This window comes from Streptomyces sp. NPDC051662, assembly GCF_040681655.1.
Lineage (GTDB): Bacteria > Actinomycetota > Actinomycetes > Streptomycetales > Streptomycetaceae > Streptomyces.
This window is the reverse complement of sequence record NZ_JBFAZD010000001.1, coordinates 447,645-462,491: the sequence shown is the minus strand read 5'-3', so window position 1 is coordinate 462,491 and position 14,847 is coordinate 447,645. Positions and strand designations below refer to the sequence as shown.

Annotated in this window: 13 protein-coding genes; 6 read left to right on the top strand and 7 right to left on the bottom strand. The window is 69.9% G+C overall.

The annotated features are described in order from the left end of the window. Position 1 precedes the first annotated feature (1 nt). Genes AB0M67_RS02000 through AB0M67_RS01985 form a run of 4 tightly spaced genes read right to left on the bottom strand, consistent with a single transcriptional unit; the run spans position 2 to position 2,499 of the window. On the bottom strand, positions 2 to 592 hold the full coding sequence (locus tag AB0M67_RS02000; protein ID WP_365741560.1) for an ATP/GTP-binding protein: 591 nt from the start codon (positions 590 to 592) through the stop codon (positions 2 to 4). Beyond that, positions 567 to 947: a DUF742 domain-containing protein gene (locus AB0M67_RS01995; protein ID WP_365741557.1), complete on the bottom strand. Its 381-nt coding sequence runs from the start codon at positions 945 to 947 to the stop codon at positions 567 to 569. Before AB0M67_RS01995 ends, AB0M67_RS02000 begins: the two co-directional genes overlap by 26 nt. Continuing rightward, positions 944 to 1,354, bottom strand: coding sequence for a roadblock/LC7 domain-containing protein (locus AB0M67_RS01990; RefSeq protein ID WP_249947755.1), 411 nt, complete (start codon positions 1,352 to 1,354; stop codon positions 944 to 946). The genes AB0M67_RS01995 and AB0M67_RS01990 overlap by 4 nt, the downstream gene beginning before the upstream one ends. Next, positions 1,351 to 2,499: an ATP-binding protein gene (locus tag AB0M67_RS01985; RefSeq protein WP_365741554.1), complete on the bottom strand. Its 1,149-nt coding sequence runs from the start codon at positions 2,497 to 2,499 to the stop codon at positions 1,351 to 1,353. Before AB0M67_RS01985 ends, AB0M67_RS01990 begins: the two co-directional genes overlap by 4 nt. A 644-nt stretch (positions 2,500 to 3,143) precedes the next feature. Between AB0M67_RS01985 and AB0M67_RS01980 the strand changes: the two genes are divergently transcribed. Further along, positions 3,144 to 4,868 (top strand): ABC transporter ATP-binding protein, encoded by a 1,725-nt coding sequence (locus AB0M67_RS01980; RefSeq protein ID WP_365741552.1) that lies wholly within the window; start codon positions 3,144 to 3,146, stop codon positions 4,866 to 4,868. Beyond that, a complete protein-coding gene (locus tag AB0M67_RS01975; RefSeq protein WP_365741550.1) occupies positions 4,865 to 6,769 on the top strand; it encodes an ABC transporter ATP-binding protein in 1,905 nt (634 codons plus the stop codon). The genes AB0M67_RS01980 and AB0M67_RS01975 overlap by 4 nt, the downstream gene beginning before the upstream one ends. A gap of 17 nt (positions 6,770 to 6,786) precedes the next feature. Here the strand turns inward: AB0M67_RS01975 and AB0M67_RS01970 are convergent, their stop codons facing one another. Then, positions 6,787 to 7,089, bottom strand: coding sequence for a hypothetical protein (locus tag AB0M67_RS01970; RefSeq protein WP_365741548.1), 303 nt, complete (start codon positions 7,087 to 7,089; stop codon positions 6,787 to 6,789). A gap of 242 nt (positions 7,090 to 7,331) precedes the next feature. Further along, positions 7,332 to 8,120 (bottom strand): hypothetical protein, encoded by a 789-nt coding sequence (locus tag AB0M67_RS01965; protein WP_365741546.1) that lies wholly within the window; start codon positions 8,118 to 8,120, stop codon positions 7,332 to 7,334. A gap of 132 nt (positions 8,121 to 8,252) precedes the next feature. Between AB0M67_RS01965 and AB0M67_RS01960 the strand changes: the two genes are divergently transcribed. Beyond that, on the top strand, positions 8,253 to 8,390 hold the full coding sequence (locus tag AB0M67_RS01960; RefSeq protein WP_365741544.1) for a hypothetical protein: 138 nt from the start codon (positions 8,253 to 8,255) through the stop codon (positions 8,388 to 8,390). Positions 8,391 to 8,522: 132 nt separating this feature from the next. Here the strand turns inward: AB0M67_RS01960 and AB0M67_RS01955 are convergent, their stop codons facing one another. Further along, on the bottom strand, positions 8,523 to 10,388 hold the full coding sequence (locus AB0M67_RS01955) for a PucR family transcriptional regulator ligand-binding domain-containing protein (protein WP_365741542.1): 1,866 nt from the start codon (positions 10,386 to 10,388) through the stop codon (positions 8,523 to 8,525). A 270-nt stretch (positions 10,389 to 10,658) separates the two neighbouring features. On the opposite strand from AB0M67_RS01955, the gene AB0M67_RS01950 reads away from it, so the two are divergent. From AB0M67_RS01950 to AB0M67_RS01940, 3 genes are read left to right on the top strand one after another with little or no spacing between them, the layout of a single operon-like run. Beyond that, positions 10,659 to 11,561, top strand: coding sequence for a xanthine dehydrogenase family protein subunit M (locus AB0M67_RS01950; RefSeq protein ID WP_365741540.1), 903 nt, complete (start codon positions 10,659 to 10,661; stop codon positions 11,559 to 11,561). A 2-nt stretch (positions 11,562 to 11,563) separates the two neighbouring features. Continuing rightward, the gene (locus AB0M67_RS01945) at positions 11,564 to 12,199 is read left to right on the top strand and encodes a (2Fe-2S)-binding protein (protein WP_365741538.1); all 636 of its coding nucleotides are present in this window, start codon (positions 11,564 to 11,566) and stop codon (positions 12,197 to 12,199) included. 2 nt (positions 12,200 to 12,201) lie between these two features. Beyond that, positions 12,202 to 14,664 (top strand): molybdopterin cofactor-binding domain-containing protein, encoded by a 2,463-nt coding sequence (locus tag AB0M67_RS01940; RefSeq protein ID WP_365741536.1) that lies wholly within the window; start codon positions 12,202 to 12,204, stop codon positions 14,662 to 14,664. Positions 14,665 to 14,847 lie beyond the last annotated feature (183 nt).

Genomic DNA, 14,847 nt, shown 5'->3' with positions numbered 1-14,847 from the left:
CCTAGCGAAGGCGTGACTGGAGGTAACGGACGAGGACGATGAGCGCGTTCGCTGACGACCGCTGGTCCCGTGCGTCACAATTGACGAGGGGCGTCTCGGGGAGCAGGTCGAGAGCCTCTCGTATTTCCTCGTCCTGATGGGTCGATGTGTCGTCGAATCGGTTTACCGCTATGGTGTAGGGAATTCCGTAGTGTTCGACCAGGTCCATCACGGGGAAGGACTCTTCGAGGCGCTCGGGATCCACCAATACCAATGCCCCGAGGGCGCCTCGGGACATGTCTTCCCACACCTGGACGAAGCGCTGCTGTCCGGGTGTGCCGAAGAGATAGAGGACCAGCCTGTCGCTGAGGGTGAGGCGGCCGAAGTCCATGGCCACCGTCGTCGTGGTCTTACCGGGCGTGCCCTTGAGGTCGTCGATTCCCTCGCCGGCCTGCGTCATCAGTTCTTCGGTGCGCAGCGGTGGGATCTCGGACATGGTCCCGATGAATGTCGTCTTGCCCACGGCGAAATGCCCGACCACCAGGATCTTCGCAGCGGTCTGCACTGATTCGCGCAGATAGACACCGTCATCCAAAGCGGGCTTGAAGGCCATTCAGCACCTCCTCAAGTATTTGCCGGTCGACAAGTTTCGCGGCAGGTATGGGGGCGCGTGTGAAGAGATACCCCTCCTCCGTGAGGTCGGACAGCAGGATTTTGACGACACCCACGGGAAGATGAGAGTGTCCGACTATTTCGGCGACCGAGAGATAACCTCCCGAACACAGGTCGAGCAGACGGCGCTTCTCAGGATCGAGATTCCCCGCCCTGGGTATGTCCTCGGCCGCTGTGACCAGAGTGATCAAGGAGAACTCGTGGTCACCGAGCAGACTGCGGCCGTTGGTGATGACATACGGTCGCACTAATGTCGGGGCTATTGGTTCCTGATCCGGCTCATCTGATGTGCTCATGCCTTGGTATCAGCAATCTCGCGAGGGGGACTGGTCAGGGATTTGCCGAGCTGGCCGACGAGCTGCTGCATACGGAAGGTGATCTCGGCCATGTCGACTTCGGGCGACGCGGAAACGGCGAGATAGGCGCCCTCGCCGGCGGATATGAGAAAGACCCAGCCGTGGTCGAACTCCACCAGCGTCTGGTGCCACTGCGGCCGCGTGTTCGGCGGTCCGCCGCAGAACTCGGCGACCGTACGGCTGAGCGACTGCATTCCGCTCATCGCCGCCGCGACGGTGTCGGCGTGATCCTTGCCGACATCCTTCGAGCGGGCCATGAGCAGGCCATCGGCCGAGACGAGGATCGCGTGCCGTGCTTCGGGCACTTCAAGGGCACTGTCAAGCATCCATGACAGGTCGTAATTCACTGAGTCTCATGCCCTTCGCTGCTTACGTTGGTGGAACGGCGGCCGGACTGCGTACCCCGTTGGAACGCGCCCATGACGGAGGCGGCTTGTTCGCTGGAGCGAGCCGGGGCTTCCGAACTGTCCGCGGTCGGCACGATGGATATCGCGCCTCTCCGCCGACGTTTCGGAAGACCGCCGAATGTGGTCGGGGGAGCCACCGGATTCTCCTCGGGCGGCATCGGGGAGGACGCGGCCACAGCGGGGAACTCCTTGGGCTCGGGCTTGGGCTCGGGCGCGGGCTCTGGCATGGCGGTGAGCAGCTCGTCGGGGAGCAGCACCACCGCGCGCACACCGCCGTAGGGGGAGGTGGAATCCACGGACACGGTGAAGCCATAGCGAGCGGCGAGCACACCGATCACGGTGAAGCCGAACTGCGGCGGATTGCCGAGACCGGAGACGCCGGGGGAGCGTTCGCTCGACAGGAGCTTGGCGGCCCTGGCCTTCTCTTCCTCGTTCATGCCGACACCGGCGTCATCGACGATGATGCAGACGCCCTTGGGCACGGGCCGGATATTGATCTCGATCACGGTTTCCGGCGCCGAGTAACTGGTCGCGTTGTCCAGCAGTTCGGCGAGGGTGAGCGCGACCGGCTCGACGGCCCGGCTGACAATCGCGAAATTACTCTGGGCCCGGATCTCGACCCGGGTGAAGTGGCGAATTCGGCCCTTCGCGCTGCGGACCACGTCGTACAGCGACGCGGGATCGCGCTGACGGCCGAGCCATCCGTCGCAGAGCACGGCGATGGACTGCGCGCGCCGGGCGAACTGCGAATTCATGTGGTCGATGTCCAGGAGGTCCTGGAGGATCTGGAGTTCGCCGTACTTGTCCTGAAGTTTGGTGATGGCCAGCTGCTGTTCACTGGCGAGACCCTGAAGTGTCCGCATGGCGGACTTCAGCGCGGTCTTGGTGGCTTCTTCCGCCCTGTCCTTGGCCTCTTCCACGGCCTCCGCGTAGTGGTCCTCAAGGGTGGCGTAATGGGCCTTGAGCTCCTGCTTCTCCTTCCGTAGCTCGGCGATCGATTTTCTTCCGCGAATGATCGCGGTCGCGGCGACAGGAGTACCAGCGATCAGACCCCAAAGCGCTGGATCCTGGAAGTATTGCGTCATAAGACTCTCTTCGGGCGACTGGGCCACCAGGTACTGAATGTCTGGAGGGTACGTTCGAGTGATCTCGCGGTCACAGACATATCGCGGTCACTGATTATGGGATAGGTCGGCGCATGCTCGCCTGCCGGACTGCCTTGAAGTCCCGGCTGATGGCATAGTTCTCCCCCGGGGGGTGGCGGAATTCTGGGCCGATGCGCTGACTTTTCCTTTATGCCATAGCGGGTTTGGCACCGCTTGGCAAGCTTGGCGATCTTATCACCACACGATGGGGGGACGTCCATGTCGTTCTGCTCTGTTTCTGGCATCTGACGGAAATTCAGCAAGCCTCCCCTTTTGGGGTTGTTGGTGATCCTTCCTCGTCCGCCCGAGGGGGCTCGGGGCGGGAATTATTGCCCGGATTGCGGGCGATGTGTTCCTTTTGCTCGTCCGGTGAGGGTGTACCGGAGGCGTCAACCCGGGTAGTTCGTGGTGAGCCGGTGGTGAGCTCGTGCGGAGGACGTGACGGTACGCGCGGCGGCGTGCGGCCGTGGGCTCCGTACGGCGCGGCCCGGGAGTGGCCGGGGCGGCGTCCGGGCGCGGCCCGGACAGGGGCCCGGGCAGGGGCCGGAATCCGCTGGACGGGACAGCCCCTTAGGGTGCGAAGCATGGGGGACTCTTACGTACATCCCGGCACTCCGGACCGACGCGGCGCCGGACGGTACTTGTGGTGGCTCGTCACCAGCCAGCGTGGGCGGGTGGCCGCCGGGGCGACCTGGGGCAGCGTCTGGATGATCGGACTGACCCTGCCGCCGTATCTGCTCTCGCGCGCGATCGACGACGGTCTGGAGCCGGGCGACCGGGCGGCGTTCCTCGGCTGGGTCGGGGCGCTGTTCGCGGTGGGGGTGGCGAACGCCCTGGTCGGGATGGCGCGGCACCGGACCATGACCAGGGTCCGGCAGGACGCCTCCTTCCGTACGGTACGCGTCGTGATCCGCCAGGCGACCCGGCTGGGCGCCACCCTCCCCCGACGCGTCACGGCGGGGGAGGTCGTCACGATCGGCATCGCCGATGTCAGTGCCCTGAGCCGGACGCTGACCATCACCGGCCCCGGGGTCGGCGCGGTGGTCGCGTATCTCGTCGTGGCCGTCCTCCTGTTGTCCGTCTCCGCGCTCCTCGGCGCCGTCGTCCTGCTGGGTGTGCCGCTGCTCGCGGTGCTGGTCGGTCCGCTGCTCGGCCGGTTGCAGCGGGTGGAGACGGCGTACCGGGAGCGGCAGGGCGCCCTCACCGCGCGCTTCGTCGACATCGTCGGCGGGCTGCGCGTGCTGAGCGGGCTCGGCGGCAAGGACGTGTACGCGGCGCGCTACCGGCGCGATTCGGCGAGGCTCAAGGAAGAGGGATACCGGGTCGGCTCCGTCACCAGCTGGATCGACGCTCTCGGCCTGGGACTTCCCGCGCTGTTCCTGGCCGCCGTGACCTGGCTCGCCGCCCGGTTGGCCGCGCAAGGGTCCATCACCGTGGGCGAGTTGGTGGCGGTATACGGGTATGTGGCGGTCCTCGTCGTGCCCGTGGCGTTCTTCATCGAGGGCGGGTACGACCTGAGCCGCGGCCTGGTCAGCGCCCGCCGGGTCATCCGCTTCCTCGATCTGGAACCCGAACTCGCCGGCCCGGAGACGGAGCCGGCCGACGGGGACGCGCCCGCGTACCCCGCCCCGCTGAATGATCCGGCCTCCGGCGTCTCCGTAGCGCCGGGGACGCTGACCGCGCTCGTCTGCGCCCGGCCCTCGGACGCCACGGAAGTGGCCGACCGGCTGGGCCGGTTCGTTCCCTCGGACGCGACCTGGGGCTCCCTACGTCTCGACGCGATCGCCCTGTCCCGGATCCGCGAGCGCGTACTGGTCGCGGACAACGAGGCCGACCTCTTCGCCGGGACCCTGCGCGACGCCGTCTCGGGCCGCCGCGAGCGCGACGAGGAAACCATCACCATGGCGGTCAGGGCCGCCGCCGCGCAGGACATCGTGGACGGCAGGCGGCACGGCATCGACTCGCGCGTCCTCGCCGGGGGCCGCGATCTCTCCGGTGGCCAGCGGCAGCGCGTACGGCTGATCCGGGCCCTGCTGGCCGATCCCGAGGTACTGATCGCCATCGATCCCACCTCGGCGGTCGACGCGCACACCGAGGCCGCGCTCGCCTCCCGGCTGCGTACCGCCAGGTCCGGCCGTACCACCCTCGTCACCACCACCTCGCCGCTCCTACTGGAGCGCGCCGACACCGTGCACTATCTGGTCGACGGGCGGGTGGCCGCCACCGGCAGCCACCGGGAACTGCTCCGCGACCAGGCCGACTACCGGGCCCTCGTCTCGCGCGGTGTGGAAGAGGAGGCCGCCCGATGAGCAGCACCGGCCGGAAATCCGCGACCCCCGCCCACCACCTGCCCGTCGCCGAGCCGTCCGACGTCCGGCGTGCGGCGATCGAACTGATCCGCCAGGACGGTCGCGCCTTCGCCGCCGCGATCACCCTCAACGCGCTGGCCGCGGCGGCCGGGCTCGTCGGCCCCTGGCTGCTCGGCCGCATCATCAACACCGTACGGGCCGGTGGCGGAGTGTCCGCCGTCGACCGGTACGCGCTCGTCATCCTCGGGTGCGCGCTGGCCCAGCTCCTGCTCGCGCGGTACGCACGCCTCATCGGCCACCGCTTCGGGGAGCGGACCTCCGCCCGTATCCGCGAGCGGCTTGTCGGCCGGGCGCTCGCGCTGCCCGCCTCGACCGTCGAACGCGCCGGTACGGGCGATCTGACCACACGCGGCACCACCGATGTCACCGCCGTCGGCACCTCACTGCGCGACGCCGGACCCGATGTGTTCATCGCGGCGGTACAGGCCCTGTTCATCCTCGGCGCGGTCTTCATCCTCGACCCGCTGCTCGGCGTCTGCGGTCTGCTCGGACTGCTCGGTATCCGGGTCGTCACCCGCTGGTATCTGCGTCACGCGCACACCGACTATCTGGCGGAGGGCGAGGCCAACTCCGTTGTGGCGGAGGTCCTTTCGTCCACCGCCTCGGCCGCCCGTACCGTCGAGGCGTTCGGACTCCAGGAGCGCCGCGTCGCCGCCTCCGAGGCGGCGATCGAGGAGTGCCTGCGGACGCGTAACCGGACGCTGTTCCTGCGCAGCGTGCTCTTCCCGTCCGTCGAGATCGGATACGTCGTCCCCGTCGTGGCGGTCCTGCTGGTCGGCTACGCGCTGGCCGGCGACGGCGTGGTGAGTCTCGGTACGGTGGTCGCCTGCGCGCTCTATCTGCGGCAGTTGGCGCAGCCGCTCGACACGATCCTCCAGTGGGTGGAGCAGCTCCAGAGCAGCGGCGCCTCCTTCGCCAGGATCGAGGGCCTGGCAGGCGCCGACGCGGACGCCGGTGCCGAGGCGGACGCCGACGCGGACACCTCGCGGGCACGGCCACCGGCCGGGCCCGCCCCGGACAGCGACCTGATCGAGGTCACCGGCGTGAGGTTCGCGTACGACGGCGGGCGCGATGTCCTGCGCGGAGTCGATCTGTCCATACGGCCGGGCGAACGCCTCGCCGTCGTCGGCCGCTCCGGCGCAGGCAAGTCCACGCTGGGACGGCTGCTCGCGGGCATCGACCGGCCCCGTACCGGTTCGGTGACGGTCGGCGGTGCGCCGATCGCCGCACTCGACCCCGCCGAACTGCGCCGCCAGGTGGTGCTGGTGACCCAGGAACACCATGTCTTCATCGACAGCGTCCGTGACAATCTGCTGATCGCCGCTCCCACCGCCACGGACGAGCGGATACGGGCGGCGCTCCACGCCGTCGGCGCGGACTGGGTCGACGACCTCCCGCACGGCCTGGACACGGAACTGGGCTCGGGGGTGCTCGGTGTTCCCACCGGGGGATCCGGCACCGGCTCCGGTGGTACGTCCGGCGAGATCGCCGTCGATGGCGCGCGGTCGCAGCAACTCGCCCTGGCCAGAGTCGTGCTGGCCGATCCGCATACGGTCATCCTCGATGAGGCGACCGCGCTCCTGGACCCGTCGACCGCGCGGCACGCGGAACGGGCCCTGGCCGCCGTACTCGAAGGCCGTACGGTCATCGCCATCGCGCACCGGCTTCACACGGCGCGCGACGCGGACCGGGTGGCCGTGATGGACGACGGCCTGCTGACGGAACTGGGCACCCATGAGGCGCTGGTCAGCGAGGGCGGCGCGTACGCCGAGCTGTGGCACTCCTGGCACGGCGACACCCCGACGACGCCGTCCGGTCCGACCGGTCCGTCCGGTCTGTAACGCTCGTGCCCCGGCGGTCAGCGGCCGAACTGCACCGAGGCGAAGGCGAGGAAGTCCTCTCCGCCCGGTTTGATCCGGGTGGCACGGCCTTCGCACCGCTTCTCGCTGTAGACGGTCGCGACACGGTCGGTGGAGTTCTGCGGGTCCCGGGCGCGTCCGACGCTGTAGCACAGTCCGTCCGTGGGGTTCTCCAGGACGATCGGGCCGTACTCCGACGTGTAGAAGAAAAGCCCCTCGGCCGCTTGGGCGTTGAGCGGGAAGCCGATACAGAGAACGGCGGCGGCACCGGCGGTGACCAGCGCCCTTCCGAGACTCTTCACGGGAACCTCTTTCGGTGTGTGAGGGGAGAGAAGGGGAGCAGAGGGGAGAGAGGAGGCGGAGCGGTGGAGCGGGGGCAGTCTGGCCACCTCGTCACGCGCGTATGCGTCGTCTCACTCGAACAGCCGCTGCGGAAACGTTTCCCCCTCACCCGTCCGTGGGACGGCCGATCAGACGATCGGACGCCCCACGACGGCGTTCTCACCGCTGAGTCCGTTGAGAGCGCGGGGCCCGCTGAGACCGCTCAGACCGCGGGGGCCGCCGTCGCCGGAGGGGCGAGCTGGTCCGCGAGCCAGGTGGGGACTCCGCCCAGCAGTCTGAACAGACGGCCGGCCTCGGCGCGGAGACGGGTCGCCTCCGGTTCCGGTTCCGCGTCGGCCAGGGCCGCGAGGGCCGGGGCCGTGCCCACCAGATAGCCCAACTCCTCCCGGATCCGCAGGGACTCGCCGAAGCCGTGCCGCGCCTCCGCCAACTCCCCCTCCCGCAGGGCCAGTCCGGCCAGATGGCGCCAGGTGAAGGAGAGCAGAAGCGTCTCGCCGTGCGCGGTGGCGGCGGCGTGGGCGCGGCGGTAGGCGGCGCGGGCCGACTGCGGGGAGTCCGAGAGGTGTTCGGCGACCAGACCGCGCCGGAAGTCGAGCAGCGCGCGCCCGGGAGCCGTCGGGTCCAGCAGCGCCGCCGCCCGGCCCAGCGCCGACCGTGCCTCGTCCGCCCGGTCGCGTACGCCGAGGACGGTCGAGGCATAGGCGAGATGGCCGCGTTCGCATGCGGCGGCGCCCCGTTCGTGGTCCTCGCGCGCGGTGGCCTCCGCCGCGCGGAGCGCGTCCTCGGCCTCCGGCCAGCCACCGCCCGTGAACAGACAGCGCTCCACGAGGAGCGCGGCCCGCTGGAGTGTCCGGGCGGGAACGGAGCCGTGCGGTGCGAGCAGGGCCGCTGCGTCGGTCCAACAGCCGCGCGAGCGCAGCCGCCATACCGCTGTCTGGAGAGGGTCGTCACCAGCGGTGGTTCCGGAACCAGACATGGCGGTATGCGCCACATTGCCCTCCCCGAGCGCGCCATTGTGCTGTTGAGTGTGGACGCATCTCAGCATGGATCGGCACGCCGGGCCAAGAGGTCAGGTGAAAAATTTCACAATCACGTGGTCATCGGCGGTGGTGATGAGGCGCGGGTGACGGGGGTGTCCGAGGGGGCCGACTGGGGCGCGGGGGACCACCAGGAGGCCCCTCACCTGGGGCGACTCGTACGGAGGGAGGCGTGGCGGGCCCGCCGGGACCCGACCTCGCGGCGCGAGCGGATCTTCTGGTGACCGTTCCGGGTGATGGCCGTCAACCTCGGTCCCACTGGCACCCGGTGACGTCTCGGTGAAGCCGCGATGACCCGAAGGCGGTCTCGGACGACCTGGGGGTGGTCTCAGCTCATCGACGACCTGAGCGCGGTCTCAGCTCATCCGCAGCGCCAGGAAGAAGTCCAGCTTGTCCTCCAGGCGTGCCAGGTCACGGCCCGTCAGCTGTTCGATCCTGCCCACCCGGTAACGCAGCGTGTTGACATGCAGATGCAATCGGGCCGCACACCGTGTCCAGGAGCCGTCGCAGTCGAGGAACGCCTCCAGCGTGGGGATCAGCTCCGCGCGGTGGCGCCGGTCGTAGTCGCGCAGCGGGTCGAGCAGACGCGCGGTGAAGGCGCGCCGTACGTCGTCCGGGACGAACGGCAACAGCAGTACGTGCGAGGCCAGTTCATGGTGGCCCGCCGCGCAGACCCGGCCCGGTCTGGCCGCCGCCACGCGACGGGCGTGACGGGCTTCCTCCAGCGCGCCGCGCAGCCCCTCCGCCGAGTGCACCGCCGCGCTCACGCCCAGCGTCAGCCGGCCGTCGTCCGCGAGCCCCGCGGACAGCGGGTTCCGTACGGCGGCCAGCAGCGCGTCCGCGTGGATACCGGGGTCCGCCGCGGGGGTGTCCAGGGGCTTCTCCGCCCCGGAATCGGCGCCAGGCGACGCCTCCCCGGCCGCTTCCGGGACGGCCGGGGGACCCGCGGACACCGACGGCAGGGGTACCAGCGCGATCGCCTCATCACCCGTATGGGCCACCGCGATCCGGTCGGAGGCGTCCGCCCCCGCCCCGGCCCCGGTGCCCGCCCCCGTCCACGCGGGGTCGACCAGGATCTCCTCCAGCAGTGCCTGGGCCACCGGACCGCCCTCGGCCAGCGCCGCGCCCGCGCCGGTCGTACTCGCCGTACTGCCCGTACTCCCCGTACCGGCCGTGCCGCCCGCGCCGGCCGTACCGTTCCCGGCGGTGCCCGTGCCGTTCCGTGCCCACTCCACCCGGGCCACCACGACCTGCCAGTGCGGCGCCGTGCCCAGTCCCGGCAGCAGCACCGGGGCGGCCACACGCAGCCGGGCGGCGATCTCGGCCGGGGCGGCGCCCGTCTGCACCAGCTCCAGGACTTCCTGGGCCAGTCGGCGTCGTACCGTACGGGCCGCGTCGCGCCGGTCGCGTTCCACCGCGATCAGCTGCGTCACCCCCTGGAGCAGGTCGAGCCGGGCCGCGGGCCAGTCTCCCGCGTCCGCCTCGACCACGAGCAGCCAGTCGGAGAGCACGGTCTCGCGCACATCCCGGAAGGCGGTGGGTGTGGTCCCACGCCCCACATTGCGTACGGGGAAGAGGGAGTATGCCGTTCCTTCGACGGTCGTTCGATAGGGGCTGTGGCGGCCCGCGCGGGTCGCGGCAAGGTGCTCGCCGGCCAGGGCGGCGGCTCTCGCCGGTGACAGCGAGGCACCGGCGCCCGCGATCCGCCGCCCGGTGGGGGAGAGCACCCAGGCCCGCAGATCGAGGTCGGAGCCGAGGAGGTCGAGGACCACCTCGGGACCGCCGCCCGCCGGGCCCGAGGTCATCAGCCTGCGGTGCCGGTCGACCACCGCCGCCAGATCCCCGGCGCGCTCGCCGGACACCTGGCGCACCACATACTCCGTGATCGTCGCGAACGCCACGTCCTCGTTCACCGTGAAGAGCGGCAGCCGGTGCCGCTCACACGCCGTGACCAGGTCCTTCGGGACAGCGCCCCACTCCGCCTCGCCCGCGGCGAGCCCGGCGACCCCGGCGCCCGCGAGGATACGGACGAACGGTTCGGAGTCCTCGGCGGAGTGCCGCCAGGCGAGGCCGGTGAGAACCAGCTCTCCGCCCGACAGATAGCGGCTCGGGTCCCGCAGGTCGGTGGTCATCACCCCGCGGACCGTCCGGTCGAGCTCTTCCTCGCCGCCGAGCAGTCGCAGGCCCAGCGCGTCGGTTTCCAGCAGTGCGCGCAGCCGCATCTCGTCGCCGCCGATCTCTGATCTCGTCCCTTCGTACCGTGCGTTTCGGTACGAAGACCTTTCGGTTACCGGGTATTCGCCTTTCGTTCGAATCTACAAGACTCGGAAGGCGACCAGCCAATTCCTTCATGGTTTCGGTGACTGCACCAGGCGGAAGCGCTGCTTGTGTACTTGTGAGACCGGCCGTCCCCGGAGCCCAGCGATCACCAGCGATCACAGCGATCACCACGATCACAGCGATCACCGAGACGATCAAGAAGAGAGCCGCATATGGACTTCCTTCGCCCCGCCAGCTGGGAGGAGGCGCTCGCCGCCAAGGCCGAGCACCCCACGGCTGTGCCCATCGCGGGTGGCACGGACGTCATGGTCGAGATCAACTTCGATCATCGGCGGCCGGAATACCTGCTCGATCTCAACCGGATCGGCGAGCTGCGCGACTGGGTGGTCGGCGAGGAGAACGTCCAGTTGGGCGCCTCCGTCCCGTACACCCACATCATGGAGCACCTGCGGACGGAGCTGCCGGGCCTCGCGCTCGCCTCGCACACCGTCGCCTCGCCGCAGATACGCAACCGCGGAGGCGTCGGGGGCAACCTCGGCACCGCGTCCCCGGCCGGTGACGCGCACCCGGCGCTGCTCGCGGCGGGGGCCGAGGTCGAGGTCGAGTCGGTACGCGGCTCGCGCCGTATCCCGATCGACGCGTTCTACACCGGCGTGAAGCGCAACGCACTCGAACCCGACGAGCTGATCAAGTCGGTGCACATCAGGAAGGCGGACGGACCGCAGCAGTACTCGAAGGTCGGCACCCGCAACGCGATGGTCATCGCGGTCTGCGCGTTCGGGCTGGCCCTGCATCCCGAGACCCGGACGGTACGGACCGGTATCGGCTCGGCGGCGCCCACCCCCGTAAGGGCGCGGGACGCGGAATCGTTTCTGAACTCGGCGCTCGACGAGGGCGGCTTCTGGGACAGCGGCAAGATCATCACGCCGTCCGTCGCCAAGCGGTTCGCGGATCTCGTCGCGGGCGCCTGCAACCCCATCGACGATGTGCGCGGTACCGCGAAGTACCGCCGCCACGCGGTCGGCATCCTCGCCCGCCGCCAGCTCGGCTGGACCTGGGAGCAGTACCGCGCGGACGGTGGCGGCACCGGCCGGACCCTCGAAGGAGCTGCGTAACCATGCGCGTCAATTTCACGGTCAACGGCCGCAGGCAGGAAGCCGACGACGTCTGGGAGGGCGAGAGCCTGCTCTACGTACTGCGCGAGCGCATGGGCCTCCCGGGCTCCAAGAACGCCTGTGAGCAGGGTGAATGCGGCTCCTGTACGGTACGGCTCGATGGCGTTCCGGTCTGTTCCTGTCTGGTGGCGGCCGGTCAGGCCGAAGGCCGCGAGATCATCACCGTCGAGGGTCTGGCGGAGTACGCCAGGCACCGCGGCGCGGCGCGTTCCGCCGACGGCGGGCATCCCGGCGACGGCCGTGACCCGGGCTCGTGCGGTACGAGCCTTCAGCGCGCCCGGCAGTGGCAGGCCGGGGGCACCGGTTCCGGCACCGGTTCCGGCACCGACCCGGGCACTGGCGAGGCGGGCGAACTCTCCCCGATCCAGCAGGCGTTCATCGACGCGGGCGCCGTACAGTGCGGCTTCTGCACCCCGGGCCTGCTGGTGGCGGCCGACGAGATGCTGGAGCACAACCCCTCCCCGAGCGACGCGGACATCCGCGAGGCGCTGTCGGGCAACCTCTGCCGCTGCACCGGCTACGAGAAGATCCTCGACGCGGTCCGCCTCGCGGCCGCCCGTCAGGAAGAGGGGGTCTGAGCATGGCCACGACTGGTTCACCCTCCGGCCGCGGAGCTTCCCTCCCCCATGGAGCCGCCTCCGGCGCCGGGGCTCCCCTCGGGGCCCCCACCACGATCAGCCAGGGCACGGGGACCAGGGGCGGCATAGGCGAGTCGACGCTCCGTCCCGACGGCATACTCAAGGTCACCGGCGAGTTCGCGTACTCCTCCGACATGTGGCACGAAGACATGTTGTGGGGACATACATTGCGCTCCACCGTGGCGCACGCCGAGATCAGATCGATCGACACCGCCGAGGCGCTCGCGACCCCCGGTGTCTACGCCGTACTGACCTATGACGATCTCCCGACGGCCGTCAAGAACTACGGTCTGGAGATCCAGGACACCCCCGTCCTCGCCCATGGCAGGGTCCGCCACCACGGCGAGCCGGTCGCCCTTGTGGCCGCCGACCATCCCGAGACCGCCCGCCGCGCCGCCGCCAAGATACGGATCGACTACGCCGAACTGCCGGTCGTCACCGACGAGGCATCCGCGACCGCCCCCGGCGCCCCGCTGATCCACGAGAACCGCGACGACCACCACATCGGGCATGTCCCGCACCCGAACATCGTCCACCGCCAGCCGATCGTCCGCGGCGACGCCGACGCGGCGGCGGCGCGCGCCGATGTGATCGTCTCGGGCGACTATGTCTTCGGCATGCAGGACCAGGCGTTCCTCGGCCCCGAGTCCGGCCTCGCGGTGCCCGCCGAGGACGGCGGCGTCGATCTGTATGTCGCCACCCAGTGGCTCCACTCCGATCTGCGCCAGATCGCACCCGTACTCGGTCTGCCCGAGGACAAGGTCCGGATGACGCTCTCCGGCGTCGGCGGTGCCTTCGGCGGCCGGGAAGACCTCTCCATGCAGATCCACGCCTGTCTGCTGGCGCTGCGCACCGGCAAGCCGGTGAAAATCGTCTACAACCGGTTCGAGTCCTTCTTCGGCCATGTGCACCGGCACCCCGCGAAGCTCTGGTACGAACACGGCGCGACCCGCGACGGCAAGATCACCCATATGAGGTGCCGGATCGTGCTGGACGGCGGCGCGTACGCCTCCGCCTCCCCCGCCGTCGTCGGTAACGCCTCCTCCCTCTCCGTCGGCCCGTACGTCGTCGAGGACGTCGACATCGAGGCGATCGCGCTCTACACCAACAACCCGCCCTGCGGCGCGATGCGCGGCTTCGGCGCGGTCCAGGCGTGCTTCGCCTACGAGGCGCAGATGGACAAGCTGGCGGCGGCGCTCGACCTGGATCCGGTGGAGTTCCGCCGGCTCAACGCCATGGAGCAGGGCACGCTGCTGCCGACCGGACAGCGCGTCGACTCCCCGGCGCCCGTCGCCGAACTGCTGCGCCGGGTCAAGGCCAGACCGCTCCCGCCCGAACAGCAGTGGCTCGTGGCCGGTGAGGCGGCCGACGTGAGGGCACTGCCAGGCGGGCTCTCCAACACCACCCACGGCGAAGGGGTCGTACGGGGTGTCGGCTACGCGGTCGGCATCAAGAACGTCGGCTTCTCCGAGGGCTTCGACGACTACTCCACCGCGCGCGTACGGCTCGAAGTGATCAACGGGGTGCCGGTGGCCGTCGTCCACACCGCGATGGCGGAGGTCGGCCAGGGCGGGGTGACCGTACACGCCCAGATCGCCCGTACCGAACTCGGTGTCACGCGGGTCACCATCCAGCCGGCCGACACCCAGGTCGGTTCGGCGGGGTCCACCTCCGCGTCCCGTCAGACGTATGTCACGGGCGGAGCGGTGAAGCACGCCTGCGAGAACGTCCGGGAGAAGGTCCTGGAGATCGGCCGGCGCAAGTTCGGTACGTACCACCCGGCCTGGGCCACCGCCGAGTTGCTGCTCGAAGGCGGCAAGGTCGTCACCGACGGCGGCGAGGTCCTGGCCGATCTGGCGGATGTCCTGGAGGAGGAGGTGGTGGAGCTGGAACTGGAGTGGCGCCACCGTCCGACCCAGCCCTTCGATCTCCGGACGGGACAGGGCAACGGCCATGTCCAGTACTCGTTCGCCGCACACCGCGCGGTCGTCGAGGTCGACACGGAACTGGGCCTGGTCAAGGTCGTCGAACTGGCCGTCGCCCAGGATGTCGGAAAAGCGCTCAACCCGCTCTCCGTGCTGGGCCAGATCCAGGGCGGTACCACCCAGGGACTGGGGGTGGCGGTGATGGAGGAGATCATCGTCGATCCCGTGACCGCGAAGGTGCGCAACCCGTCCTTCACGGACTATCTGATCCCCACCATCCTCGATACGCCGACCATCCCCGTCGACGTACTCGAACTGGCCGATGAACACGCGCCGTACGGACTGCGCGGCATCGGCGAGGCTCCGACCCTCTCGTCGACTCCCGCGGTCCTGGCGGCCATCAGGAACGCGACGGGTCTGGAGCTGAACAGGACGCCGGTACGCCCCGAGCACCTCACCGGCACCGGCACCGGCACCTGAAACACCGTCGTATCCGACGCCCCGTCAGTTCCGTCCCGCCCCGTCAACTCCGCCCCGTCAACTCCGTCCCGCGCGGTCGACTCGCTACCGCGCCTTTGATTCGTCTCGGGCCGTCCCCCGGGTCGTGCAGCCCCCGCACCATCCCAAACCCCGCGGTCCCAGTCTCTTCGCGGGTGCCCCTTT